This is a genomic window from Pseudomonas sp. W2-17, from assembly GCF_041060445.1.
Classification (GTDB): domain Bacteria; phylum Pseudomonadota; class Gammaproteobacteria; order Pseudomonadales; family Pseudomonadaceae; genus Aquipseudomonas.
The window spans coordinates 53,646-77,188 of record NZ_JAUFNS010000023.1 but is presented as its reverse complement, the minus strand read 5'-3'; the positions used below and the strand labels follow the sequence as shown (position 1 = coordinate 77,188).

Below are 23,543 nucleotides of genomic sequence, written 5' to 3'. Positions count from 1 at the left end.
CGGCATGGATGCCGCGAGAGCGCCGTCAGGACATGGATGTCCGTTCGGCGCGGGCCCACGGAGCGTCGTCGGAGTGAGGGAACCCGACGAAGTCGGGCCAAACCGAGAGCAGGCACTTTTGGTTACTTTTAGTGCTTTTTAAAAGTAACTCGCCGAAGGCGAAATGTCTGCCGTTAGGCAGACGCTCTTGATCCAGATCTTGAACGCGAGCCCCACGAGCGCGCTACTGCAAAGCATCGCTGAGATGCCCCAACCCCGCCAGCTCCAGCTCCTGCCGACGAATACTGTCCAGACTCACCGCCGCCCCCTGCGCATCGGGCACCGCATGCCACACCACAAAATCCCGCTGCACATCCAAAAACAGAAAGAAATCGTTGAACAACTCCGCCTGCGAAAACCGCCGCTCCAGTGCATCGCGCAACTGCTCCGGGCGCAAGGCCCGGCCCTCGATATGCAGCGCGATGCCCCAATCCCGGTGCTCACGTCGACTGACAAACGCCACGCCCGTTGCCACTGGCCAGATCGCCGCACGCTCAGCGGCAACGTGGGCGTAAAACGCTGATTTTTCCGATACCCGAATCATGCTCAGTCCTTCAATGGCACCACAGTAAAATCCTGCTCATGGTCACGCTCATCAATCCCCTGACGCATGTCCGGCGGCCACCAGATCACCAGCTCCCGGTCATTGGAATCCGGCCGCTTGCACGAATAACCCGAGCAGCCATGGGTGGCGCATCCCGCCAACGTGGCGGTGACCAGAAACAGCAAAAGCAAACCGCGCAGGTTCATCGTGTACCCCCCTTGAGCAGCGAAGGCCGGTTCTGTTTGGCCTTGCTCGACACCTGCGGCTGGCGCAGGGCAATGTAGATTTCACTCTCGGCTCCCGGCTGCAGCCACGCATGGGGCCAGGCGCTGACACCCATCACCCAGCGACCGCCACAGCGGCTTTCGTCGATGCGCACCGGTTTGCTGGTGGTGTTGCGCGCCACGACCACCGCGATGCCCCAGTCCTTGCGGGTAAACCACTGCGAACGCTGGCGATCCATGGTCAGGCCGATGCCCGGATCACACAGGCTGTCGGCTTCGAACGGCAAGGTCTCGCCGCTGTTGAAGCCCACCGGGGTCACGCCGTCGAGCAACTGGGTGAAGGCGTTCTGCACGTCGCTGCGGGTGGGTTGTTCGCCACCGTCGCGGCGTTCCTTGATGCGCTTCATCTGGTCATCGACGTCATGGGGGTTGCCGTTCTGCACGTAGCGCGCCGGGTTAATCTGATCGCCAATCAGCCTCGGCGTCAGGATGAACAGGCGCTCACGCTGGTTCAGCTCGCGGCTGCGGGACTGGAACAGCAATTTGCCGATCACCGGAATATCGCCCAGCAGCGGGATTTTGTTGACCTTGTCGGTGGTTTCCAACCCGTGGAATCCGCCGATGACCAGCGAGCCGTGCTCAGCGATCACCGCCTGGGTGCTGACGTTGCCCTTGCGCACCGCCGGCTGGTCTTCGTTGATTTGCGAGGTGTCGATCTGGCCGTCTTCGATGTCGACGATCAGTTGCACCTGGGATTTGCCGTTCTGGTCCAGGGAGCGCGGAATCACCTGCAAGCTGGTGCCCGCCGTAATGGGCACAATGTCCGCGACGCGCTCGGAAGTGGCGGTGAGGTATTCGGTGCGGCTGAAGTCGATCACCGCCGGCTGATTCTCCAGGGTCAGGATCGACGGATTGCCGATCACGGACGCCGCGCCATTGCCTTCGAGGGCATGCAGGTCCGCCGAGAACTTGCCGGCGTCCTGGATGAACAGCGTGGTACTGGTGCCCTGCTCGAACAGATTGGCGCCACCGCTCACGCTGCCGCCCTTGAAATTCCAGCGGCTGGACAGCTGCGCCAGCTCGTTGCGGTCGATGTCGAGAATCACCGCGTCGATCTCGATCAGGTTACGCGGCGTATCCAGCTCCTTGACCAGCTTCTCGTACATCGCCCGGCGCTTGGGCAGGTCGTAGATCAGCACCGAGTTATTGCGCACGTCGGCGCTGACGCGGATCTTCGAGCGGCCCGCCGCCTCACTGGACGACCCGCCGCGTTTGCCCTTGGAGCCCAGCACCCGATCCAGCCCCTGCTCGATGGCCCCGGTGTCAAACCCCTGGCTTTGCATGCCGCCGTAGTTCAGGCCTGAGGACGTGGCGCCACCACCTGCAGATCCCCCCGCGCCGCCCTGCCCTTGCAGCAGGTTGACGCCGTTGATGGACTCGCCTCGGGAGCGGCTTTCCAGCAATTCCTGAAGAATGCTGGCGACGCCGGCCACAGTGAGTTGCTGATCACGATAACGAATGGTGCGGTCGGCGGCGTTGGCGTACTTCAGCGGCAGGACCACGATGTCCTGCTTCTCGGCTTTTTCCGGCGCCTCGACCTTCTTGCTGTAATTGCGCACGAAGTCGACGTACTTGGCCGGACCGCGCACCAGCACCACGCCTTCGTCGGGCAATGCGCCCCAGCCGAAGCGCTTGTCCAGCAGGCCGACATCAGACAACGCCTGTTGCAGGTCATCGACCGCTTCCGGCGACACTTCGATGCGCGCCGAGGTCTGCTCGCTGGTCGGGCTGATGTACAGGGTTTCGTTGTAGACGAACCATTGGAAGTGATGCTCCTGACCCAGCCGGTCGAGGAACTCCTGGGGGTTCTGCGCACGAATGCGCCCGTCCAGCGTGCCCGGTATCGCCGGCATGTCCAGGCCGATGCCGAACTCCTTGGCGAAGTCTGCCAGCGCAGTCGCCAGTTCGGTCTGCCGCGCATCGTAGGCGTAGGCGGTGTGTTTCCAGGCGTCAGGCACCGCTGCCAGCGCCGGCGCGCCGATGCCGATCATCAGCAAAGGCAACCACATTAAGGCCTTGCGCATTTCACACTCCCGGTTGCCAGGTTCTGAGGGTCGAGCGCGACGACGAGGCGGTCGCGCTGCGAATCGAGGTTTGCATGAGGCTGAGCATCGCGGCGCGCTGATTGGCCAGGCGCTCCAGACGTTCAAGCAGTTGCGTGGGGTTGCAGGGGTCGGGGATCCAGCTGACCAACACCACGCAGCGGGTGTCGGGGTCGATGGCCAGCCCGCCCTCACAGGCACAGGCCACGCCGGCACCGCCTTGGGCGAGTACCGCGTCGAGGCGTTGCGGGTCGCTGCCGTCGTAGGGATCGAGCACATCGAGGCTCAGGCGAATGCCGTTGCCCGACACCGCCAGTCGTGCGTTGGCATCGTCGATCCAGCAGTCCAGCGGCGCGGGCGGACGGCGCTCGCACCACTGGGCGAGGATCGCGCTGAATTCACTGAATTCCATCGATGATCGCTTTAGTGATGCCGTGTTTGGCGCGCAGCCCTTCGTTGAGAATCATGTTGGCGACGTTGGTCTGCTGCGAGGCATCGCTGAACGCCTGGAAATCTTCCATGGTGCCGCTTTCAGAGGCGGTTTCGGCGGCGTCCTGCATGTCGTCCTGGGCGCGGGAATAGGAGTGATCGAGGTGGTTTTGCAGGGATTTGAAACTGATCATGCCGGTGGCTCCAACTGAGGGATTCAACCCCTGAGTGGAACCTGCGGCCGCTCCGGTTCCATGAACCGTCACAACCGGGTCAAGAAAAAATCACGAATGTGCCGTTGGCCCCGCGAGCCCACGGCGCAGGCTGTCCCAGTCGATGTCGAACGCGCCATTGGCATCGCTCAGGCGCAGAGTCTGAGGCGCCAGCGCCGGGTCACCTTTTAGCTGCCAGTGATCGGCAAAGCGACTGGCCGACAACCACTCGGCGAGGCTGTCGAGCATGTCGGGATGGGCGCTGAGCACGGCCCTGGTTTCAACGGTCTGGCCGGCGGCAAGATTCCGCATCAGCGCTCGGCTGCGTTCAGCGAGTGTGGTCTGGTCGAGCAACTCGGCGAGGGCCTCATTAAGCAAGGCCTCTACAGCCTCCATGGATTCCTGCGCCAAGGCCGATCGCTGCTGCTCCAGTTGCTGAAGAAAATCGTTGGCGCTGTCCCAGAACTGCGCCAGTGCCTGATCCTTTTCCTGCTGCGCCTGGGCGTGTGCATCAGCGAGAATCTGCTCGGCTTCAGCGCGGGCGTTGTCCAGCACTTCAGCGGCGAGCACGGTACCGGCCAGGTCTTCGCGACGCAGAATGTCGGTGACCAGCACGGCGGAGGAAGACAACACAAGACGGCGCTTGGCGAGCATGTTCAGCTCCTGAAGGACAATGAGGTAACCGCACTCATCAAGGCGTCGTCACCCGCCATAACACCGAGTGCCACAGGGTGTGCAGCTTGTTTTCGGGCAGCTCGGCGCAGGCCGGCGGCAGGGCATCCGGCGCCCAGGACAGGCGCAGCCGCGACCAGCAAGGCTCACCCGCCCACGCCGCCAGCAACACCCGCGCATCCGTCACCGAGGCGTCGAGCCATAAACCGGGCCGCAACGCCTTGGCCACCGCGCGGCACCAGGGCTCATGCACCTGCCCGGCGTCCTCAGCGCTTGCCTGCCCGCTCTGGCCAAAGCAGATTCGGCCCGCCAGGGACAGCGCCCTGTGCTGCTGCGCTTCATCCAGTCGCAGCCACTGCATCAGCGAATCAACGGGCGGCGGCGGTTGGCTCGGGACCACACCAACGCAGTGCAGAAACACGTCGTGGCGAGTGCCGAGCAGTGCCGTACTGTCTTCGCGGGTGATGCCGCAATGGTCGGCGAACACGTCGATCCAGTCGGCATGCGCCCATTCCCACGGCGCACACCACCAGCGAATCCAGTGCTCCTCGACGCTGAGCATTACGCCCGCACCGGCATGCTCGTCCGGGCACTGCGGCGCAGGCCGATGCGTTGCAACAGCGCATTGCGCCAGTCGCCGCGCAGGATCAACACAATCAAGGCAATCAGCAGCAGCGCGGCAAACGGCGCGAGCCACAGCATGCGATTCCAGAAGTCGAGGTTGGCGCTGTCGATCAGAAAGGGCCCGAAGTTCACCAGCCGTTCGGTGTCCTGGAATTCCGCCGCCGGCACGAACACGATGGCGAATTTCTTCGAATCCAGCGGCTCGCCGGACATGCCGGGGATGCTGCTGGCGACCATCTGCTGGATGCGACCGCGCACGCTGTCGGGGTCGAGGGCCGAGGTGTGTTTGATGAACACTGCTGCCGACGCAGGCTGCACCGGCTCGCCCGGCGCGATGCGCTCAGGCAGCACGACATGGACGCGGGCGACGATGACGCCATCGATCTGCGACAGGGTCGCTTCCAGCTCCTGGGACAAGGCGTAGATGTACCGCGCGCGCTCTTCCAGTGGCGTGGAAATCACCCCTTCCTTCTTGAAAATTTCGCCCAGACTGGTGCGCGATCGCCGTGGCAGGCCGGCGGCGTCCAGGATCCGCACCGCGCGATTGATCTCGGCCGTCGGCACGCTGATGACCACGCCGGTCTTCTCGCTGCGCTTGCGAGCGTCGATGTGCTGGTCGGCGAGGCTGGCGATCACGTCGTTGGAATCCTGCTCGGACAGCCCGGTGAACAGGTCCGTGTCGTCGCTGCACCCGCTGAGCAGCAGCATCAGGCAGATCAGTCCCGCAGTCAGGTATTTCACGGTATGCCTCTACTGCAGGTTGGTCAGTTTATCGAGGGCCTGGGCGCTCTTGCTGACGACTTTGGTGGTCAACGCCATCTGCAGCGAATACTGCGACAGCGACCGGCTCATCTGGGAAATTTCCAGCGGGTCGTCGGTGGTGGACGCCCGTTTCATCTTGCGCGCGGCTTGCTGCGACAGCTTGTCGGTGGCGCCAAGACGGTCCGACAGCGCGCTGGCAATCTGTTCGGACAAATGGCTCTGCTGCATCGACAGCTCGGGGCGCATGGCGGCGTTGAACAGATCGACGTCCGCCTGCGAAGGCCCGCTGACCAGTCCCTGATCCAGGCGCGGCTCAAGATCGGTGGACGGCGATTTGAGTTGGTTGACATTGGAAAGGGTCATGGGGGTTCTCCGGCAGACGGTGTCGATGCGTACGGTTTGCTTCAGGAAAGGCTGTTGCTGTTGTTGCCGCCACCCACCAGGGCCGAGACAAGCGCAGTGGCGGCCTGGGCCAGCATGTTTTGCTGATCCTGCTGGGCGAACGGATTGGTTTGCCCGCCTGCGCCGTTGACGCCGGCACCGTTCTGTTCGGCTTCGAGGCCTTTCTTGATCAGGCCGCTGAGCAGTTGCCCCAGGTCCTGGGTCACGCTATTGGTGGCACCGCCGGACTGAGACGCATCGTTCATCGGCGTGCCGAGGCCGCCGCCGACGCTGGCGTTGACGCCCTTCTGCAGCAGATCACCCAACAGTTGGCCGAGGTCTTGATTCACGCTGTTCGGGGTCTGCGCAGCGCCGCCCGATGGATCGGTGGGAGACAGGCTGCTGACTGGGTTACCCAATGGCGATCCGCCGCCGGCATCACTGAGGCCATTCTGTTGCTGATCGAGTTGACCACCCAAAGAGTCGAGTGCAGAACGAAAGGCAGCCGTCTCTTTGCCGTCGAGGAAATTATCGCCCTCAGCCGTGAGTTCGTTCTTCCAGGAGCCCGAATCCGGCGCCGGAAATTTCTGCGGATCCTGGGCCGTGCGCTGGTCCATGAATTCGGCGATTTTTTCCAGCAGCGGCATGTCGCCCTTGGAGAAGGTCGTACCCTCGCCCTGCTTGGTCAGCAGGTCATCCAGTGATGCCTTGGCCAGACCGTTGAGGGTCTGCGACATCAGGTCCGGCGCGCCGGCACCTGCCTGGCCTGCATCGGCGGCAGCACCAAAGTTTTCGCCCAGCTTGTCTTTGATCAGGTCACCCAGGGCAGCCTTGATCATGTCCGGATTACCGCCGATCAACGACGCCAACGGGTTGTTCTTCTCCATCTGCTTGCCGACCATCTGGCCCAGTGGCGATTCCTTGTCCAGGTGTCCGCCTTTGGTCAGCGCCTGAGCGAGCTGATCGATCACGTCCTTGAGCGACTGCGAGGTCTTGTCGCCGCCTGACGACGGCTGGGACGCCACGGTGCCGATGTGCAGGTTTTGCAGCGGATTGGTATTGGCATTGAGACTTAGCATGAAACCTCCATCCTCAGGTGGATGCCCCCTTTTTCAGGGGGCGCTCGGACCGATCAGTAGCTGATGCCTTTGGCGTTCTGCGCCTCGGCACTGATCGCCTTGTTGGCGCTGTCTTCCTTGCCGGAACGGATAGCGCTGAGGACGTCGTTGGTCTGCTTGCGGATGTCGGCGTCGGTTTGCATGGCAATCAGGCGTGCCTGGCTTGCATCGGCTTTTTCGGTGGCGGCGCTTTGTGCGGCTTCCGCTTTGGACGGGCCGGCGGCGTCGGTGATGTTGCTTTCCTGTTTGACGTTGGTCACAGCGCTGGCTGCCTGCTGAGCCACTTGCCCGCCCGCGTTGATCGCGCTGTTGGCGAAGCCACCGACCATTGAGATTGGATTCATGTCGAACACTCCTGAGTCATCACCAGCGAAAGTGCTTGGTGCCAATGGGTGGCACCAACCTCGGGATCGGTTCCGCGAAGGGCTCAATAAAATTCGGGATGTTCACGGAAGCTGCGGATATGGACGTGTGGACGAGCAGGTGTCGCCAGAAGCAGCGAGGTGAACGGAGGTCAGACGTCCAGTTCTTTCATGCGGTGGTAGAGCGTGCGACGGGGGATGTCGAGCTCCTGACTCACCGCTTCGACGCTGTTGTTGTGGCGCTTGAGCGCCGCCTGAATCAGTGCTTTTTCGATCACCCGCAACTGCGATTTGAGGCCCGATGACTCGCCCTCCTCGCCGGACTCGCCGCCCAGCAGCGGAAAGCCCATGACGTGACGCTTGGCCGCTGATTTCAGTTCGCGGATGTTGCCCGGCCAGTCATGGTTGAGCAGTACATGACGCAGCACGCCGGTGGTCTCGGGCACCGGGATACCTGATTCCTGGGCCGCCGCCTCCGCGAAACGGGCGAACAGCGGCAGGATACGGGCGCGCTGTTCGCGCAGGGGCGCCAGGGTAACGGTCAGGACGTTCAGGCGAAAATACAGATCCCGGCGAAAACGTCCCTGCTCGACCATTTCGTCGAGGGAGCGCTGAGCCGAGGCGATGACGCAGACGTCCAGGGCGATGGGTGTCGTCGAACCAAGCCGCTCGACCGACCGCGTTTCCAGCACCCGCAGGAGTTTGGCTTGCAGGCTCAAGGGCATGCTGTCGATCTCGTCCAGGTACAAGGTGCCGCCCTGGGCCGCTTCGATGTAGCCGACCCGCGCCTTGTCCGCACCGGTGTAGGCGCCACTGACCACACCAAACAATTCGCTCTCGGCCAGGGATTCTGGAATGGCGGCGCAGTTCATCGCGACCAGCCGGCCCTTGCGCCCGGACAGCGTGTGGATCCGGCTGGCGACGGTGTCCTTGCCGGTACCGGTTTCCCCTGACAGCAGCAGGTCGATCCCCAACTGACCGAGACTTCGGGCCACCACGCGCAGGTTCGGCACCTGATGGTCGTCCTCCAGTTGCTCATCGAATAACTCGTACACACTCATCCACGACCTCTGGTAGTTCAGGGTTACGCGACATTGGCTGCGCGAGATTGGCTGCGAGGCGTCCATTGCGAAACAGCGCGCTTGGTGCGGCAGGTCTGTGTGGGACTCTGGGCAGGCCTCGCTTGCGTGGGACCGGCTCTAGCCGGGAAGGCGTCAGGCGCTACACCACACGATTGATACTGAACACACTGGCCTCTTCCCGGCTGAAGCTGGTCCTACTGACCGCGAACTTCGTGGGACCGGCTCTAGCCGGGAAGGCGTCAGGCGCTACACCACACATCTGATGCCGCTCACACCGGCCTCTTCCCGGCTGAAGCCGGTCCTACGAAATCGCTGCTTCTTCCGCATCGTTCATGCCCAGCTCTTTCATCCGGTGATACAACGTGCGCCGGGGAATTTCGAGCTCCTGCACCACGGCTTCCAGGCTGTGCTTGTGGCGCTTGAGCGCGTCTTCGATGAGCATCCTTTCGATGACGCGCAGCTGGGTCTTCAGACCGGTTTCCAGATCACGGTCCGCCGGTGCATCGCCGCCCAGAAGGGGGAACCCCAGGACAAACCGTTTGGCGGCAGACTTCAGTTCGCGAATGTTGCCGGACCATGAGTGGCTGAGCAGCACCTGCACCAGGCGGTTGTCCAGTTCGGGGACCGGGCAGCCGAAATCGGCGGCGACTTGCTGGGTGAACTGGTCGAACAACGGCAGGATCTGTTCGCGACGCTTGCGCAAGGCTGGCATTTGAATGGTCAGCACATTGAGCCGAAAAAACAGGTCGCGACGAAAAAGCCCTTGTTCCACGAGTTCATCCAGAGGGCGCTGCGCCGAAGCGATGACCCGAAGGTCCACCGGAATGAAGTCGGTCGAACCCAATCGCTCGATGCCCCGGGTTTCCAGAATCCGCAGCAGCTTGGCCTGCAGGCTCAGCGGCATGCTGTCGATCTCGTCCAGGTACAGCGTGCCGCCGCAGGCCGCTTCGATGTACCCCTCCCGGGACCGACTGACGCCGGTGTACGCGCCGTTCACAACCCCGAACAACTGACTTTCCGCCAAGGATTCCGGAATAGCCGCGCAGTTCATGCCGATAAAAGAACCTGTCCGACCGGACAAGTCATGAATACGTTTGGCCAGCGTGTCCTTGCCTGTTCCTGTCTCCCCGCAGAGCAGCAAATCCATACTCAGGTTGGCGGTATTCAATGCTATCTGCTGGATATCCAGCGCCACATTTTCAGGCTGACACGAACAGTCGCTTACATCGATTTCTTCTTTCATCGATACCTCTCGTAGTGGGAGCAAGCGATTTATTAATACCACGCATTCCAAAGGCAGCAATAATTAAATTTAGTTCCCCAACGTCGTGAGACATACTTCACATCGCCAGCGTGATAGCACTTTGACTTTATTGACGGAGTTAACTAATTATCCGCAAAACATTCAAACGGCTATTTAAAATTAGCCCTTGCCCCCGACTGAACGATGACTTACGCGGGCCGCGAAAGCCCCAGCCCGCCTGGGGCGTGCATCACAATAGCTTAACAATCATCGGGTTATGCTCTGCCATGGTGCATTCCATCTCGCCCTGACCGATCGACCCTCCCTCTGCTTGGTAGGTGACAGCCGAACGCTCTTATTACTGCCGCGTACGCCTCGCCAACATTCATCAAACCCGCCTCGCCGCCGACTATTAACGACACACCCGTGCCTGACATTAATCAGAACTAAGTGCCTTATTGCACTTATGGACTGTCGGCCCGAGAACTTATATAACGCACTGCGGACTTTATAAGTTGCTTAACAACTTGCCTGTCGCTGGCTAGTTTCCAGGACCATTAGTTTAACTACGTTCGGAAATCCGACTGCTCCAACTCGGTTTTCCGAACACGCTTTACTGTACTCCCGCGTATAGGTCCAGACCCCTTGAATTTAGCGGGTCCGACATTTTGTCTGTCCTGATCTGGACTATTAACGGCGAAGCAAAGGTTTGCGCATCAATGCTGATTCGCTAATAGGATCCAACTACTCGCTGTCTCAAACGCTGACTTCTGAGGCGCAGCTTACCGAACCAAAGCGCTCATCAACCCACCGCAGCGGATGTTTCTAATTGTGTCCTGAGCGACCACTGGCCACGATGTATCAGTGCTTTTACACAACGTCGGAAAAGTTCGGTGAAATTTTCGTTAATTGATTGCGTGAATAAGTCTGACCCGGTTGGCCCAGGTCGATGGGGCGGGAAAATCAGGCGCGGCTATTTGTATCCACGCCGACACACGGCAGCCCCATTGCTGCCAAAAATGGGCTCGAAGCGGACAATCGTGGGGCTGAAGCGTGGTGTCAGGGTCGAACGATGCCCGCTGATGCCGTGGCAGTGGTCACTGCCAGTGCCTCGTTATCGGGCATGACGTCGTCGGTCATTTTGCCCAGGGTTGCAGAAAGCTGCTCGAACTGGTCGCGTGGCACGAGCAGACGAGAAGGACCGTCGGCCGTTTTTTTGCGCAAAAACGCCGGATTGAGGTTCAACAGCACCGAGCGATCGATGCCGGCACTGGCGGCGAGGCGCTCCAGGTCCACCGGCCGCGCCAGCTCCAGTACCGTGAAATACGGCGCATTGGCCACCGGGCTGAGCTTCACGCCATAGGTCTCGGGTTCGCGCACCAGCAGCGACAACGCCAGCAGTCGCGGCACGTAATCCTGGGTTTCCTTTGGCAAGCTCAGGTGCCAGTAATCGGTAGGCAGGCCTCGGCGCTGATTCGCGTCGATGGCCCGGCTCACCGTGCCCTCCCCCGCGTTATAAGCCGCCATCGCCAGCAGCCAGTCGCCGCCGAACTGGGTGTGCAGGCGCGTCAGGTAATCCATCGCCGCTTTGCTGGACGCGACCACGTCCCGGCGGCCGTCATACCAGGCGGTCTGGCGCAGGTCGAAATCGCGCCCGGTGGCCGCCATGAACTGCCACAGACCGGCCGCGTCACGGATCGAATTAGCTTTGGGGTTGTAGGCGCTTTCGATGATCGGCAACAGGGCCAGCTCGGCCGGCATCGCCCGCTGGTCGAGGGTTTCAACGATGAAATGCAAATACGGGCTGGCCCGCTGACTGGCATTGCGGATGAAGCCTGCGTTGCCCAGCAGCCAGTCCCGCTGCCGCACGATGCGTTCGTTGACGCCGTTGTCGTCGGCCAGGCGGAAATCCTGTCCCATCCGTTGCCAGATATCACTGCCGTCGTAGGGTTGCGTCGGCCGCGAGTAAGCCACCGGCTCTTCGCTGCGATGGAGTCCCGCCACCAGGCGCGGCGTGCGTTCGGTGCTCGACTCGGGCGGGCCGTAAGACTGGCAACCGGCACACAACATCGCAACAGTCAGTGAAGCGAGGCGCATCGGTCGAACGACACGCAAAGCGCCCAAATACAGGCGGAAGGCAGGCGGCATTGGAGGTCATCCTGAGAGGTTTATGCTGTGTGGCACGGGCGCTTGAATGGTTCCAATACGCCCGGGCATCCACACCCTCCCCGGCTCCCTATAAAGGAAGCCGATGCATCACGAATGCATCACCTTGTCGTGATCGCGAACGCTGTATTTCACCACGCCCCAGATCAGCAACTCGTCGCCTTCCATGACATAGCGCGGCGGGTATTTGGTGTTTTCGGATTTGAGGATGACTTCGTTGCCACGCATGTGCAGGCGCTTGCAGACCGGCTCGGTATTCAGCGCGGCGATGACGATGTCGCCATGCTCGGCGTACAGGCTGCGGTCGACGATCACCAGATCGCCGCAATAGATGCCCGCGCCTTGCATGCTGTCGCCCTCTATTTTGACGAGATAGACATGGGGCGCGCGGATGTCGAACAGCTCGTCCAGCGAGATGTGCCGCTCGATGTGATCGGCCGCCGGCGAAGGAAAACCTGCGGGCACTTGAAAGGCGTAAAGGGGAAACCGCTCGCCCGCCGCCGATAACCGGCCAAGGATGGTGACACTCATGAGACTGACCTTGTGTTTGTTAACTGTACGTATATACAGTTAACGTTCTCAGCCGCGTGCGGTCAATCTGGTAAGCAGGAAAATTCGACGGGTGACACATGTGCGGACGCTACTCGATCTACGAGCCGATGGACCATTACCTCAAGACGCTTGCGCCAGAGCAGTTGGTGATCAACGGCTACGATCTCTGGCCCATTGAACGCTACAACGTGGCGCCGACCACCCGCGTCGAGATCATCCGCCCGGTGGCTGACGGCCTGAGCGTCGACAAGGTGCGTTGGGGCTGGTCGCCCTACTGGGCCAAAGACAAACGGCCCGACCCGATCAATGCCCGGGTCGAAACCGTAATGACCGGAAAGTTTTTCAAGGACCTGTGGCCGAACGGTCGCGCCCTGGCCCCGGCGAACGGCTGGTTTGAATGGGTCAAAGACCCGAAGGATTCGAAGCGCAAGCAGCCGTACTTCATCCATCTGAAAGACCAGGGACCGATGTACTTCGCCGCATTGGGCCAAGTCAGGCCCGGCCTTGAGCCGGACGAACGCGACGGCTTCGTCATCATCACCGCCGCCAGCGATGCCGGCATGCTTGACATCCACGACCGCCGCCCGCTGGTGCTGACGCCAGAGCTCGCCCGGGAATGGGTCGACCCGCAGACGCCGCCGTCACGGCTCGCGCAAATCGCGCAGGAAGGCTGCCGGCCGGTCAGCGATTTTCACTGGCATGCCGTGGGCAAGGAGGTCGGGAATGTGCGCAACGAGGGGGCGCAGTTGATCGAGCCCGTGGCCGGGCTCGATTTGCTGACGGAGGATCAGGACGAGGACGTCTGATCGCAGTGCGTTGCGATCAAACGATGTGCCGGGTGCGGCGAGTGATCAGAGCGTCCACTTCACCGAGAACATCAGGTTGCGCGGATCGCCGTAAACGCCGGTGCCCGAGTTTGTCGGGATGCCCTGCCAGTAGCGGGTGTCGAACAGGTTGTTGACGTTGACCCGGCCGTCCCAGTGCTCGTTCAGCTTGTAGCCCGCCATCAGGCCGACGATGCCGTAAGCGTCCTGATCCGCCTGGCCGTCGCCGACGCGGTTGAAGGTCTTGCTCTGGGCCAGCACGTCCGCGCCCACCCGCCATTTGTGCAGCTCGCCCGGCAAGGTGTAGCTGGTCGCGGCTTTGAACAGGTGCTTCGGCTGCTCGGGAGCGAACAATTTGCCTTCGTTGCTTTTGGTGCCGTCTTCGACAAACTGGCTCAGCACATAGGTGTAGGACGCCGAGAACTGCCAGTCCGGCGTCAGCGCGCCGCTTAGCTCGGTGTCGATCCCGCGGCTGCGCACCTTGCCCGCTGCGCCGTAGCAGCTGGAAGCCGGGAAGCTGGGGCAATTGGTGGAATTCTGGTCCTGCAGCAGATACGCGCGGTTTTCCTGCTCCATTTCAAACAGCGCCACCGACGCATTCAGCGCGCCGTCGAAGTATTCGCCCTTCAGGCCGATCTCGTAATTCTTGCCAGTCATCGGCTTCAACACCGAGCGCGATGAATCCATTTCGGTCTGCGGCTTGAAGATTTCGGTGTAGCTGGCGTAGGCCGAGTACGTGTCGTTCAGGTCATAAATGACGCCGGCGTACGGCGTGACTTCGCGCACCACCTTGTAATCGCCACTGCCGACGCGGTTGTCGAAGTCATACCAGCTGACGCGGCTGCCGAGGATGACGTGCAGCGGGTCGATGGGGTTCAGGCGTGCCACGGCGTAAACGCCTTCTTCGGTGGCGGCGTTGCGGGTTTCGTACAGGCTGGTATCGACGTCAGGTTTGGTCACTGAATGGGTCGGGTTGTAGAGATCGATCGGCGTGCCGTCGGTCCAGCCGCCCCACTGGTGGAACTTCTCCTGCCGGTGGCTCACGCCCACGACCAGTTCATGCTCGCGACCGAACATCTGAAACGGCCCGCTGAGGGACGCGTCGAGGTTGGTCTGGTCATCGTCGTCGCGGTACTTGCCGTGGTACTGCTGAAAGCCCAGACCGTCGTAGTTGCCGACGTAGCTGGAGAAGGTGTCCGCTTCGGCCCAGATCTTCTGCCCCGCCAGCTTGGCCGACCAGCCGTTGTCGAAGCGGTGCGTGACGTCGGTGAAGAACATGATGTTGTCTTTGTTCCAGTACGACCAGTCGTTGCTGAGGAACGTCGAGCGCTTGAGGTGCAGGTCTTCGCCGTTCGGACCGCTGGGCAGACCGCCCCAGTCCGAGGTGTTGTCATCACGCTGTTTGGACGCGCCGACGGTCCAGGTCGTCGAATCATTCAGGTCAGCTTCGAGGATGCCGTAAAAGGTCTGGCGCTGATTTTTGCGGATGTCGGAAAAGCTTTTGTCGTCTTCATACGCCGCCACGACACGGCCGCGAACAGTGCCGGAATCGTTGAGCTTGTTCGACGCATCGACTTCGGTGCGATACCGGTCCCAGCTGCCGGCGCTGGTGGTCACGCTGACCTGCGGCACGGCGGTCGGGCGCTTGCGCACCAGGTTCAGCGTCGCCGCCGGGCTGCCCGCGCCGGTCATCAGGCCCGTCGCCCCGCGGACCACTTCGACACGGTCATACATGGCCAGGTCCGCGCCGGAGATCACGTCCTGGGTGTAGGCACTGATGCTGCTCGGCAGCCCGTCGTACATGATGTTATCGATCTTGAAGCCGCGCGCCAGAAACTCCTGACGGTCCGATGCCGTTCGGTGCAGCGTCACGCCGGGCGCGTACTTCACCACGTCGTTCAGGTCGTTCATGCCCTGATCGTCCATGCGCTGGCGGGTAATCACACTCACCGACTGCGGCGTCTCGCGAATGGAAAGCGGCAGCTTGGTTGCCGTGTTCATGGAACCCGTTGTGTAAGAGCCTGAATTCTCCGTGGTCGCTTGCCCCGCGATGCCGTAATCGGCGTTGATGCTCAGGCCTTCCAAAGCCACTGCACCCGGCGCCGAGTTGCCGCTGGCACTGCCCGGTGGAGCGGGCGATGTGACCGATGGCTGATCGGGCGAATCCTGCTGCACCGGCGCTGCGAAGGAATGGCTGGAGAAACCAAGGGCGACGAGTGCCGACAGGGCTGGCAGGGCGGGACGTAGCATCGGGTGCTTCCTGGAGAGGACGAAGGCGTGCTGATCTGCGGCACGGCACCCTGACGAGCGACGTTCCGCATGGCGAAAAGCTATGAGGGCGCCGATCGTAACAACTATTTTATAAATTGGTAATGCAAAGCGTTATCAGATGTTAAGGTTTCTGATTCGTCTTGCCAGGCATGGTATTTTAAAAGGACTAAATGCAGCCAGATGCTTTGCAATGACGGTCGTACCGGGTTTGAGACAGGCCGGGAGGGATGCCTACAAAATCTTTTCTAAAGATTTCAGCCATGCTGCCGACACGCCCCTACAAGCCTTTCTACTATAGGGAAATGAGATGGCGATGGTATTTTGTCGTGGCTGTGCAAAGGAGCTGCATGAAACGGCAGTCACTTGCCCACAATGTGGCGCGGGTCAAATCACCTCAGCAACACTCCCACTCCCCCCTGCAAACGCTGACTCCCCCTGGATGGCAATCATTTCGCTCGTGCTCAGTATCGTGTGCACGCTTGCGCTCTTCGACCAAAGTGAATGGGACTCAGCGACGATTCAGGGCCTGGGCCTGTTCTCTGTCATCGCCCTGATTCTGGGGATCATCACTATCAACACCAAAAGACCGGGCTATGGCATGGCCATCGCCGGGACTGTGTTATCCGGTGTCTCGCTGCTTATTTTCGTTGGACTGTGTGTTAATTAATCAAAGGAAGATTCAAATGGCATTTTGTCGTGGTTGTGCAAAGGAAATCAGTGAGGGTGCTGTCACGTGTCCGCAGTGCGGCGCGCCGCAGCTGGCGTACGCAGGCGGCGGCAATAGCGCTGCCGTTGTCGCCCAGCCAGGTTTTTTTCACTGGTATGTGGACGTGCTGAAGAAATACGCGGTGTTCAGCGGGAGGGCGCGTCGCAAGGAATACTGGATGTTTTTCCTGATCAACGTCCTGATCTCTATCGCGATTGCCGTTGTCGAAGCCATCATCGGCACTAACTCAATCATCTCGAATGTGTACAGCCTCGCGTTATTGGTGCCCGGCCTCGCCGTCGGCGTACGCCGACTGCACGACACTGATCGCAGCGGCTGGTGGCTGATTGTGCCGTTCGCCAACATCGTTTTCCTGGCCACAGAAGGTCAGAAAGGCGATAACCGCTTCGGGCCGGCTCCCCTGTAAGCTAAGCGCAAGTGCGCCGTCCTGGACGGCGCACTTGCCTGAATCGGGTTTGAATCGCGAAAACCTGCTCCCCACGCATCAAGCGGTCGCTTGTCGCCCACGGCTGAACAGCTTGGGCCCGAGCAGATTTACCGTCAGGCCCAACATCACAAGCACACCCCCCGCGCATTGCAGCACGCTGAGTCGCTCGCCCAGCACCAACGCTGAGGAGCTGAGGCCGACCACCGGCACCAGCAGAGAAAATGGCGCGACCTTGCCCGCTGGATAGCGCGACAGCAGCTTGCTCCAGCTGATGTAGCCGAACAGCGTGGCGACGAAGGCCAGGTAAGCCAGCGACAGCACTGAGCTCCATCCCAGATTAAGCAACGAATGCTCAATGAGCGCTGGCCCCTCCAGCCACAGCGACATGGCGAGAAACGGCAGCGGCGGAACGATCGCACCCCAGACCACCAGGGCGACGAGATCGACGTTCCCAAACCGGCGCGTGATGATGTTGCCCAGCGCCCACATCGAGGCCGCGCACAACACCAGCAACACCGCCAAAAGCGGGGTCGCAGCCCCCGTGCCCATGCCGATAAGGGTCAGTCCGCCAGCAGCGATGAGTAAGCCCGCCACGCTGTACACGCGTAATTTCTCACCGATGAATATCGCCGCAAACAGCAGCGTGAAGAATGCTTGCGCCTGCAGCAGCAAGGAGGCCAGCCCCGGTGGCATGCCACGGGCCATGCTCTCGAACAGAAAGGCGAACTGACCGAAGGAAATGGTCGCTCCATACGCGAGCAGCCAGAACCAGGGCAACTGCGGACGGCGAATGAAAAACACCGCGGGAATCGCGACCAGCGTGAACCGCAGCGCGCCCAGCAACATCGGCGGCAGGCCATCCAGGCCGTATTTGATCACGATGAAATTCAAACCCCACGCAATGATTACCAGCAATGCCAGGCAAAGGTCTTTAAACGGCATGGTGTTCCTTAATAGTTGGCAGGTATTTTGGGGCGATCCCCGGAAGCAATAATCGCCTCACGCTCGTCGCGTTTGCAAACCCATTGGCAGCGTTAAATGAAGAATTAGTTAATTGATTATTTAGCACTGCGCAAACACGCGACCATGATAGCTATAGGCCTGCCTTTCCGCTGAACGCACCTAAAGTAATCGACAATCCGGCAGACACGCTGATAGCTGGAACGGACCTCAGCATTCCTTTGGAGCTCCGGAGAACCCACATGCGACTACAAAACTTCAAGATTTCGACCAGAGCGCTGCTTTGCTTTGGTCTCATTACGCTGATCCTGCTGGGCCTTGGCCTGTTCGCCTACGTTCAAATTGATGAAATGCGTGCCACTGAGCAAAGCCTGGAAACTGACGTGGTTCCCAGCATTCAGGTGATTGACGACATCCAGATTGCACTGCTGCATACCCGGCTGGAAAGCATACGATTATTGGCGGTGTCGGGCCCGGATGCAGAACGCAAGGTCACCGACAATATTTTTCAATACATCGCCACGCTCGAAGAAAAGACGAGTTACTACCGAGCACACCTGGTCACTGACGAAGAAGATACAAGGCAGTTTCAAATAGCAAACGGCCTGATGGAAAAATACATATCAGGCGTCAAAAACATCATCGCCCTGAATAAATCCGACCATCAAGCCGCACTGGATTTCGCCAACACCGAGCAAGCGCAGACCGCGACGCAGTATCAGGCAGAGCTCACAAAGCTGCGCGACATCAATTCACAGAACGCCGTCAGCGCAGGGCATCGCGCTGCAGAAGTCTACAGCCACAGCATCATGGTTCTGATCTCCGTCGTGCTGGCTGCTTCGGTTCTGACCATAGGCCTGGCGTATGCCCTGACCCGAAGCATCGTAAAGCCGGTCTATAGCTCATTGACCTTCGCGGAGAGAATCGCCACGGGCGACCTCTCCGGCGTCCTCGCCGTGACGGGCCGGGACGAGATATCCAGTTTGATGATTGCGCTTAATCTCATGGCCGGCAATTTAAAGACCACGATAACTGAGATATCGGGAGCGGCCGACCAACTGAGCACCGCCTCCGTCGAAATGACATCGATCACCGAAAGCGCAGATCGGACACTTCAAAGACAGAACAGCGAGATCGAACAGGCGGCCACTGCGGTCACCGAAATGAGTGCGGCAGTGGAGGAAGTGGCGAGAAATGCGAACTCAACGTCCGAGGCCGCAAAGTCATCCAGCACATCCGCCGAAGAGGGCAACCGCAGGGTCGTCAACACGGTGACCGCCATGACGAGCCTCGCGGACCTCGTGGACAACTCAGTGGTTCAGGTCAAGGCCCTGGCCAGTCAGGCGGACGATATTACAAAAGTGCTGAGCGTCATCAGGGCCATTGCCGAGCAGACAAACCTGCTCGCGTTGAACGCAGCGATTGAGGCGGCGCGCGCCGGGGAACAGGGACGAGGATTCGCTGTGGTGGCAGACGAGGTTCGGGCACTGGCGCACCGGACCCAACTGTCCACTCAGGAAATCGAGCAGATGATCACCAAGGTCCAGTCAGGGTCCGCCGCTGCGGTGGAGTCCATGGACAAAAGCAGGCAGGAGGTTTACAGCACGCTGACCTCTGCGAAAGACGCCGGCTCGTCCCTGCGCCTGATCACCGATGCGGTCCTGGAAATCAATGAACGGAATATGCAGATTGCGACGGCGTCGGAGGAGCAAGCCCATGTTGCCCGCGATGTAGACAGAAACCTGGTGAGCATTCGGGATCTGGCAATGCAGAGCACCGAGGGCGCGAGACAGACACTGGAAGCAAGCAACGAGCTGTCGAAGCTGGCGGTCCGGCTCAACGACATGGTCGGCAAGTTCCGACTTTAGCCTATCGCTGCCCTGACGACCGGACTTCAGGCCCATCGCCAACCAAACACGGTGGAGGGCCGGCCGCTCACCGACGAGCCTGTGCCGACGACTTGCTGATGACTGTGCCGCAGATCACGGAACGTCTTTGAAAAACATGTGGTTACCGAGTTTCAGAATCCACTTGGCCCTGGCAGCCCACTCCGGCGCCTTCGACAGAGTGGTCGCGTAGTAATGAGTGGCACCACCGGTGGGGTCTGGCACCTTCCCGTCGATCACTTGGTCAGCAGCGATTTGGCATTGCGCCAACTCGCGGAGCGGGATCTGTCGCGCGCCGCTCAGGAACGGATAGTTCGGGTCGCCCTTGTTCCAGCAACTGAACTGATAGGGCTTCTGACATACCCCGGCATAGCCCTCGCCCCACCATGACTTATCCTGTCCATCGTTCACGCGGTTGCGGATCGTCCAGGCCACGGCAACCATTCCGGCAAGCCCTTCCCCACGAGCTTCGCCGTACAGCGTGAGAGCGAGAACATTGCGATCTTTATCAGTCACGGTCATGACTATTCTCCAGGCAAAAAATCCGCTCATGGGTGCCTCCAGACTCGACGCACCTCCAATAAAACGGGCTTACTTATTCCTGCTTCGAACGATCTGCGCATCGACCTGGTCGGCGCATGTGTCGAGCAGCTTGATGGCCTGATCCTTCAGCTCCCATACGTCGCCGTTGTCACGCAGATCGGTATCGTCCGCATTGATCCGCTCGCACGGAATCAGCTCAGGGGCTTGCAGCCTTATGACTGTGGTCTTTGTTGACACTGGCGACCTTGCCGCGCAGGCCGTCAGGCAAAGGCTGAGCAGCCCAATCACGAACAGGTTTACTGGCGCGCTTGAGGTCATCGAACTCCTTCCTCGCCTTCTTGGCTTTGTCTTCACTGGCCCTGATGCGCTTGTTCAGGTCGGCGGTGTAGTCGGCGTTACGCTGTGCTTCAGCGCGCAGCGTGGTGATCGTGGCCTGGCTTTCCTTATTGGCGTCGACGGCTTCCTGTTTGGCTTTGGCCTCGACACTGATGGCCCCTTGCAACGTGACCACGCGGATCTGCTGGATAGCAATCAACAGGCCCATGACGATGACGATGACGATGACGATGACGATGACGACCGCAATGGCCCGAAATGTAGAGCCGACCCTGGCTACTACGGCGACTGGTTCGAGGCTCATAGCGAGTCCGCCTTGCGTCCGAGGAACCTGATAATCAGCTCGCGGATCGCGGTCACGCCGATGAACCCGATGGTGCCGCCGGCGGCAACGGACAGGCTCGACGGCCAGGCCATCCATTCGATGACGCTGCTGGCTGACAGGCTCAATGCACCACAGATCAGCGCCTCAAGCATAACGCGCCATTTGTTGGCTTCTTTGCCTTCATAGACCACGCGCAATAGAGAAATGGTTGCGGCCATGATCGCTCCTTGCCAGAGCGGCGTCGTGATGATCAGCCAGACGTGGGCCCAGAAGTCAGGTGTTTTTTCTGGCATCTTCGTCGACCTCCGAGAGTCCGCCCTCTCGGGCTCGGGGAATGGGTAAACCCCCCAGCAATCCCCGCACGGAGCGGTGAATGTGGCAGGGCTGAATACGAAAAAGCCCCGGCAAATGCCGAGGCTCTGAATAAGCGCATGCCCCCCACGCTGCCCGTCAGAGCAGCGCAGGTGCTGTTATGTACCGTTCCGGATCGAGTGTTCACACACGCGGTCACTGAAAGAATGGGCAGGAGCCCCCCCTCGAAATGGGAGGCTCACGCTCTGCCAGCCAGACCTACGCTTGCGCGTAACCCCACTGAGTGATGCGCTCAGCAAAGTATGGCTTCACCATCGTAACCGTTGCCGCATGGTTACTCGCTTCGAGGCTCATCTTCTCGCCGTCAGTTCCCGGGCCCGCGACCCATAGGGTGACAGGAATTTTCTCAGCCTTGGCTTTGTCGAGCAGATTCTTCAGCGCGGTACGGCCAGCATCCGTTGGAGGAATGCCAGTCTCACCGATGAATGCTGCCATCTTGTTGGCTTTGGCGTAAGTCAGAAACGGACCCACGATTTGGTCGCGCAGCGCTGTTGGCGAGATTTGGGTGTTATCGCTGTTGTAGGCACCGCTCGAGCCGCCATCGACGTCAGCATAGGCGTGCGCTTCCCACACGATAGAATTCGCCGGATCCACAATCTTCGACTGTAGATTCGCCGAGACACCCGCCCAGTCCTTGGCACTCGCGTATTGCAAGCCACAGATGAAGACTGGCTTTTTGGAGCTGTTGCGTAGCGCTTTAAGAACGGTGTTCATCGTGCTGATGTACAGGGTCTCCAGGTCAGTCGGGGTGATGTAGTCCTTCGCGCCGGTATCACCATTTGAGTACGGCTCATTACCCAGACCCCAACCAAGAACCATGGGGTCGTCGCATGCAACAACCAACTTCTGGTGGAAGTTCGCCAAGTGGACCGCACTCCAAGAGCCACCACCGACGGAGTTACCATCCTGGATCAGAACCTGCTCCGTAACCTTCCAACCGTCTTGGTTACCCGCCTGATCGCTCGGGTAAAGCGCGCCGGTCAGCTGGCCGTTCGCATCGGTCTGGTAGCGATGCAGGCGCATGTAGTGATGCGGATCGGGAATAATTCGAGCCTCACCATTCGACGCCTCTCTGATCAGTTTGAGCATGATCTGCCACTGATCGATGAACGCCTGATTGAGGTTTGCGCCTTGGCCAGGCAGACCGTCTATCGTCGATAGCTGAATCGCACGCTGAAGTTCGAAAGGAAACCGAATCAGGCGTACGCCCAGATCCTTGACCCAGTGGTTGATGGTGTCCTTATTGGGCCATTGATAATGAGTACCGGCCGAACCTGGAAGGATTTGACCAGCATTGGCGACCGAGCCCAGGTTGATCCCTACCAGAGGAATGTTTTTGAGCTGGGGAATGACTGAGCTGCTATTAGACATTTTGATTACCTTGAGTCGAATGATTGTGGGCGGAGACTTCCGCACTCATGTCGCTCACAGGCGATAGCTCGGGGCCCGAGGCCCTCACATGATTCAACGTCCCGCATCGGGAACATTTGATCTGGAGCTCCGTCATCTCACCGATACGGGCGAGAAGTCTTTTGCACTTTCCACATCTGCAATCTTTCAACATTCTGCAAAGCCTTTTGGTCTCTGCCAGGCTCCGCCCCGATCACTCCAGGAATAAAGGCCTTGGCTTGGTTGCACATTGCGCTGCTACGTTGATTTCCCGTCTGGCCCTGCTGCCAAGGCAAGCCAGTGAAATCGGTGATTCCGTTCTGCTTAAAGAGCTTTGATCCAGTCGGTCCCTTGTCGGGGCTGGGAGACCACTTCGCTGGTCCCTGGCTATCTGGCGGCTTCACCAGTCATGTACCGCTGCGGTATGTCGCTGCGATAGATTCAAATTAGCAAACGCTAAATGTGCCGTCAATAGCTAGCGCTAAATTATTTACGTACCTGTAATGGGTGCTTGTCTCTCGAGGCAGGTCGATATTTCTGACAGGGGTTTTGCAAACAGCTGACTGTCGTTATGCTTACGAAAGCTGTACGCATATACAGTAATCAAGGAGAAACTGATGTCCCTGCCAGAGAAGAACAAGCCTCAAGAGCGCGAGCCCATGTCCGGCCTTGAGCGCCTGAACCTAAGGGTCGCGAGCATGATCAACCACCCCATCGCTCAGGATCAGATGTGGGTCACGATCCATAAGCTGGACACCGACGGCGAGCGAGAGTGGGACGAAGTGATGGGGGCTATTGCGGAAGTGGATGGAATAGAGATGGTTTTCAATGATGAAGACAGTTCGGTCACGCTGAAGTGGGAAGCGCCGTCAGATGACGATCCCCGCGTCCAAGTGCGGGACGAATTCGAAGCACTGGAGGAAGCCGCGCCTTTCTGAGTGCACAAAAAAGCCCGCTTGATTGGCGGGCTT

General features: G+C 60.0%; 27 protein-coding genes and 1 pseudogene. 5 read left to right on the top strand and 23 right to left on the bottom strand.

What is annotated here, in order from left to right; translation table 11 throughout:
* Window positions 1-223 precede the first annotated feature (223 nt).
* The 15 genes and pseudogenes from QWI20_RS23025 to QWI20_RS22955 form a co-directional block, all read right to left on the bottom strand.
* Window positions 224-583, bottom strand: a complete 360-nt coding sequence (locus tag QWI20_RS23025) for a type III secretion protein HrpV (RefSeq protein ID WP_192174800.1) — start codon at window positions 581-583, stop codon at window positions 224-226.
* Window positions 584-585: 2 nt separating this feature from the next.
* A complete protein-coding gene (gene hrpT, locus QWI20_RS23020) occupies window positions 586-789 on the bottom strand; it encodes an HrpT family type III secretion system protein (RefSeq protein ID WP_074891941.1) in 204 nt (67 codons plus the stop codon).
* A complete protein-coding gene (gene sctC, locus QWI20_RS23015; RefSeq protein ID WP_369307363.1) occupies window positions 786-2,891 on the bottom strand; it encodes a type III secretion system outer membrane ring subunit SctC in 2,106 nt (701 codons plus the stop codon). The genes hrpT and sctC overlap by 4 nt, the downstream gene beginning before the upstream one ends.
* A gap of 1 nt (window position 2,892) precedes the next feature.
* Window positions 2,893-3,321, bottom strand: a complete 429-nt coding sequence (locus QWI20_RS23010) for a type III secretion protein (RefSeq protein WP_369307362.1) — start codon at window positions 3,319-3,321, stop codon at window positions 2,893-2,895.
* A complete protein-coding gene (locus QWI20_RS23005; RefSeq protein ID WP_065989219.1) occupies window positions 3,308-3,532 on the bottom strand; it encodes a type III secretion protein in 225 nt (74 codons plus the stop codon). The genes QWI20_RS23010 and QWI20_RS23005 overlap by 14 nt, the downstream gene beginning before the upstream one ends.
* Window positions 3,533-3,622: 90 nt before the next feature.
* Window positions 3,623-4,204: a type III secretion system stator protein SctL gene (gene sctL, locus QWI20_RS23000; RefSeq protein ID WP_369307361.1), complete on the bottom strand. Its 582-nt coding sequence runs from the start codon at window positions 4,202-4,204 to the stop codon at window positions 3,623-3,625.
* Window positions 4,205-4,241: 37 nt separating this feature from the next.
* The gene (locus QWI20_RS22995; protein ID WP_369307360.1) at window positions 4,242-4,784 is read right to left on the bottom strand and encodes a type III secretion protein; all 543 of its coding nucleotides are present in this window, start codon (window positions 4,782-4,784) and stop codon (window positions 4,242-4,244) included.
* Entirely contained in the window at window positions 4,784-5,587 is an 804-nt protein-coding gene (sctJ, locus tag QWI20_RS22990; protein WP_346631364.1) for a type III secretion system inner membrane ring lipoprotein SctJ, read from the bottom strand. The genes QWI20_RS22995 and sctJ overlap by 1 nt, the downstream gene beginning before the upstream one ends.
* 9 nt (window positions 5,588-5,596) lie before the next feature.
* A complete protein-coding gene (gene sctI / locus QWI20_RS22985; RefSeq protein WP_192134532.1) occupies window positions 5,597-5,971 on the bottom strand; it encodes a type III secretion system inner rod subunit SctI in 375 nt (124 codons plus the stop codon).
* Window positions 5,972-6,012: 41 nt separating this feature from the next.
* On the bottom strand, window positions 6,013-7,068 hold the full coding sequence (locus tag QWI20_RS22980; protein ID WP_369307359.1) for a type III secretion protein HrpZ: 1,056 nt from the start codon (window positions 7,066-7,068) through the stop codon (window positions 6,013-6,015).
* Window positions 7,069-7,121: 53 nt separating this feature from the next.
* Window positions 7,122-7,451 (bottom strand): hypothetical protein, encoded by a 330-nt coding sequence (locus QWI20_RS22975; RefSeq protein ID WP_369307358.1) that lies wholly within the window; start codon window positions 7,449-7,451, stop codon window positions 7,122-7,124.
* A 170-nt stretch (window positions 7,452-7,621) separates the two neighbouring features.
* Window positions 7,622-8,530 (bottom strand): sigma 54-interacting transcriptional regulator, encoded by a 909-nt coding sequence (locus QWI20_RS22970; RefSeq protein ID WP_346631366.1) that lies wholly within the window; start codon window positions 8,528-8,530, stop codon window positions 7,622-7,624.
* A 322-nt stretch (window positions 8,531-8,852) separates the two neighbouring features.
* The gene (locus QWI20_RS22965; protein ID WP_369307357.1) at window positions 8,853-9,794 is read right to left on the bottom strand and encodes a sigma 54-interacting transcriptional regulator; all 942 of its coding nucleotides are present in this window, start codon (window positions 9,792-9,794) and stop codon (window positions 8,853-8,855) included.
* 1,134 nt (window positions 9,795-10,928) lie between these two features.
* Window positions 10,929-11,942: pseudogene (locus QWI20_RS22960) on the bottom strand (transglycosylase SLT domain-containing protein); the annotation flags it as partial.
* A 108-nt stretch (window positions 11,943-12,050) separates the two neighbouring features.
* Window positions 12,051-12,491, bottom strand: coding sequence for a LexA family transcriptional regulator (locus QWI20_RS22955; protein ID WP_065989204.1), 441 nt, complete (start codon window positions 12,489-12,491; stop codon window positions 12,051-12,053).
* A 98-nt stretch (window positions 12,492-12,589) separates the two neighbouring features.
* Between QWI20_RS22955 and QWI20_RS22950 the strand changes: the two genes are divergently transcribed.
* Entirely contained in the window at window positions 12,590-13,318 is a 729-nt protein-coding gene (locus tag QWI20_RS22950; protein ID WP_369307356.1) for an SOS response-associated peptidase family protein, read from the top strand.
* A 45-nt stretch (window positions 13,319-13,363) separates the two neighbouring features.
* Here QWI20_RS22950 and QWI20_RS22945 read toward each other — a convergent pair whose 3' ends face one another.
* Window positions 13,364-15,586 (bottom strand): TonB-dependent siderophore receptor, encoded by a 2,223-nt coding sequence (locus QWI20_RS22945; protein ID WP_369307355.1) that lies wholly within the window; start codon window positions 15,584-15,586, stop codon window positions 13,364-13,366.
* Between the two features lie 328 nt (window positions 15,587-15,914).
* On the opposite strand from QWI20_RS22945, the gene QWI20_RS22940 reads away from it, so the two are divergent.
* Together QWI20_RS22940 and QWI20_RS22935 are read left to right on the top strand one after the other, a co-directional pair.
* Entirely contained in the window at window positions 15,915-16,274 is a 360-nt protein-coding gene (locus QWI20_RS22940; protein WP_369307354.1) for a DUF4190 domain-containing protein, read from the top strand.
* A 16-nt stretch (window positions 16,275-16,290) separates the two neighbouring features.
* Complete coding sequence (locus QWI20_RS22935; protein WP_369307353.1) at window positions 16,291-16,740, top strand: DUF805 domain-containing protein; 450 nt, start codon at window positions 16,291-16,293, stop codon at window positions 16,738-16,740.
* Window positions 16,741-16,818: 78 nt separating this feature from the next.
* Here QWI20_RS22935 and QWI20_RS22930 read toward each other — a convergent pair whose 3' ends face one another.
* A complete protein-coding gene (locus tag QWI20_RS22930) occupies window positions 16,819-17,703 on the bottom strand; it encodes an EamA family transporter (protein ID WP_346631372.1) in 885 nt (294 codons plus the stop codon).
* Window positions 17,704-17,963: 260 nt separating this feature from the next.
* Between QWI20_RS22930 and QWI20_RS22925 the strand changes: the two genes are divergently transcribed.
* Window positions 17,964-19,589, top strand: coding sequence for a methyl-accepting chemotaxis protein (locus tag QWI20_RS22925; RefSeq protein WP_369307352.1), 1,626 nt, complete (start codon window positions 17,964-17,966; stop codon window positions 19,587-19,589).
* Window positions 19,590-19,703: 114 nt separating this feature from the next.
* Here the strand turns inward: QWI20_RS22925 and QWI20_RS22920 are convergent, their stop codons facing one another.
* The 6 genes from QWI20_RS22920 to QWI20_RS22895 all read right to left on the bottom strand — a co-directional run bounded on the left by QWI20_RS22920 (window position 19,704) and on the right by QWI20_RS22895 (window position 22,747).
* The gene (locus QWI20_RS22920; protein ID WP_369307351.1) at window positions 19,704-20,129 is read right to left on the bottom strand and encodes a cell wall hydrolase; all 426 of its coding nucleotides are present in this window, start codon (window positions 20,127-20,129) and stop codon (window positions 19,704-19,706) included.
* Between the two features lie 69 nt (window positions 20,130-20,198).
* Window positions 20,199-20,387, bottom strand: coding sequence for a hypothetical protein (locus tag QWI20_RS22915; RefSeq protein WP_369307350.1), 189 nt, complete (start codon window positions 20,385-20,387; stop codon window positions 20,199-20,201).
* The gene (locus QWI20_RS22910) at window positions 20,347-20,790 is read right to left on the bottom strand and encodes a hypothetical protein (protein ID WP_369307349.1); all 444 of its coding nucleotides are present in this window, start codon (window positions 20,788-20,790) and stop codon (window positions 20,347-20,349) included. The genes QWI20_RS22915 and QWI20_RS22910 overlap by 41 nt, the downstream gene beginning before the upstream one ends.
* The gene (locus QWI20_RS22905; RefSeq protein ID WP_369307348.1) at window positions 20,787-21,104 is read right to left on the bottom strand and encodes a phage holin, lambda family; all 318 of its coding nucleotides are present in this window, start codon (window positions 21,102-21,104) and stop codon (window positions 20,787-20,789) included. Before QWI20_RS22905 ends, QWI20_RS22910 begins: the two co-directional genes overlap by 4 nt.
* A gap of 277 nt (window positions 21,105-21,381) precedes the next feature.
* Window positions 21,382-22,554, bottom strand: a complete 1,173-nt coding sequence (locus tag QWI20_RS22900) for a cellulase family glycosylhydrolase (protein WP_369307347.1) — start codon at window positions 22,552-22,554, stop codon at window positions 21,382-21,384.
* On the bottom strand, window positions 22,547-22,747 hold the full coding sequence (locus QWI20_RS22895; protein ID WP_369307346.1) for a Com family DNA-binding transcriptional regulator: 201 nt from the start codon (window positions 22,745-22,747) through the stop codon (window positions 22,547-22,549). Before QWI20_RS22895 ends, QWI20_RS22900 begins: the two co-directional genes overlap by 8 nt.
* A gap of 442 nt (window positions 22,748-23,189) precedes the next feature.
* Here QWI20_RS22895 and QWI20_RS22890 point away from each other — a divergent pair, with 442 nt between their 5' ends.
* Window positions 23,190-23,510 carry a DUF1654 domain-containing protein gene (locus tag QWI20_RS22890; protein ID WP_369307345.1) on the top strand — a complete coding sequence of 107 codons (321 nt, stop codon included), beginning with the start codon at window positions 23,190-23,192 and terminating at the stop codon, window positions 23,508-23,510.
* The last annotated feature ends 33 nt before the right edge of the window (window positions 23,511-23,543 follow it).

Coding starts and splice junctions, on each gene's coding strand:
- sctC (WP_369307363.1), bottom strand. CDS start 2,891: ATGCGCAAGGCCTTAATGTGGTTGCCTTTGCTGATGATCGGCATCGGC.
- QWI20_RS22925 (WP_369307352.1), top strand. CDS start 17,964: ATGCGACTACAAAACTTCAAGATTTCGACCAGAGCGCTGCTTTGCTTT.
- QWI20_RS22930 (WP_346631372.1), bottom strand. CDS start 17,703: ATGCCGTTTAAAGACCTTTGCCTGGCATTGCTGGTAATCATTGCGTGG.
- QWI20_RS23005 (WP_065989219.1), bottom strand. CDS start 3,532: ATGATCAGTTTCAAATCCCTGCAAAACCACCTCGATCACTCCTATTCC.
- QWI20_RS22905 (WP_369307348.1), bottom strand. CDS start 21,104: ATGCCAGAAAAAACACCTGACTTCTGGGCCCACGTCTGGCTGATCATC.
- QWI20_RS22975 (WP_369307358.1), bottom strand. CDS start 7,451: ATGAATCCAATCTCAATGGTCGGTGGCTTCGCCAACAGCGCGATCAAC.
- QWI20_RS23025 (WP_192174800.1), bottom strand. CDS start 583: ATGATTCGGGTATCGGAAAAATCAGCGTTTTACGCCCACGTTGCCGCT.
- QWI20_RS22950 (WP_369307356.1), top strand. CDS start 12,590: ATGTGCGGACGCTACTCGATCTACGAGCCGATGGACCATTACCTCAAG.
- QWI20_RS22970 (WP_346631366.1), bottom strand. CDS start 8,530: ATGAGTGTGTACGAGTTATTCGATGAGCAACTGGAGGACGACCATCAG.
- QWI20_RS23010 (WP_369307362.1), bottom strand. CDS start 3,321: ATGGAATTCAGTGAATTCAGCGCGATCCTCGCCCAGTGGTGCGAGCGC.
- QWI20_RS22945 (WP_369307355.1), bottom strand. CDS start 15,586: ATGCTACGTCCCGCCCTGCCAGCCCTGTCGGCACTCGTCGCCCTTGGT.
- QWI20_RS22965 (WP_369307357.1), bottom strand. CDS start 9,794: ATGAAAGAAGAAATCGATGTAAGCGACTGTTCGTGTCAGCCTGAAAAT.
- QWI20_RS22920 (WP_369307351.1), bottom strand. CDS start 20,129: ATGACCGTGACTGATAAAGATCGCAATGTTCTCGCTCTCACGCTGTAC.
- QWI20_RS22890 (WP_369307345.1), top strand. CDS start 23,190: ATGTCCCTGCCAGAGAAGAACAAGCCTCAAGAGCGCGAGCCCATGTCC.
- QWI20_RS22935 (WP_369307353.1), top strand. CDS start 16,291: ATGGCATTTTGTCGTGGTTGTGCAAAGGAAATCAGTGAGGGTGCTGTC.
- QWI20_RS22900 (WP_369307347.1), bottom strand. CDS start 22,554: ATGTCTAATAGCAGCTCAGTCATTCCCCAGCTCAAAAACATTCCTCTG.
- QWI20_RS22895 (WP_369307346.1), bottom strand. CDS start 22,747: ATGTTGAAAGATTGCAGATGTGGAAAGTGCAAAAGACTTCTCGCCCGT.
- QWI20_RS22910 (WP_369307349.1), bottom strand. CDS start 20,790: ATGAGCCTCGAACCAGTCGCCGTAGTAGCCAGGGTCGGCTCTACATTT.
- QWI20_RS22980 (WP_369307359.1), bottom strand. CDS start 7,068: ATGCTAAGTCTCAATGCCAATACCAATCCGCTGCAAAACCTGCACATC.
- QWI20_RS22995 (WP_369307360.1), bottom strand. CDS start 4,784: ATGCTCAGCGTCGAGGAGCACTGGATTCGCTGGTGGTGTGCGCCGTGG.
- QWI20_RS22940 (WP_369307354.1), top strand. CDS start 15,915: ATGGCGATGGTATTTTGTCGTGGCTGTGCAAAGGAGCTGCATGAAACG.
- QWI20_RS22955 (WP_065989204.1), bottom strand. CDS start 12,491: ATGAGTGTCACCATCCTTGGCCGGTTATCGGCGGCGGGCGAGCGGTTT.
- sctL (WP_369307361.1), bottom strand. CDS start 4,204: ATGCTCGCCAAGCGCCGTCTTGTGTTGTCTTCCTCCGCCGTGCTGGTC.
- hrpT (WP_074891941.1), bottom strand. CDS start 789: ATGAACCTGCGCGGTTTGCTTTTGCTGTTTCTGGTCACCGCCACGTTG.
- sctI (WP_192134532.1), bottom strand. CDS start 5,971: ATGACCCTTTCCAATGTCAACCAACTCAAATCGCCGTCCACCGATCTT.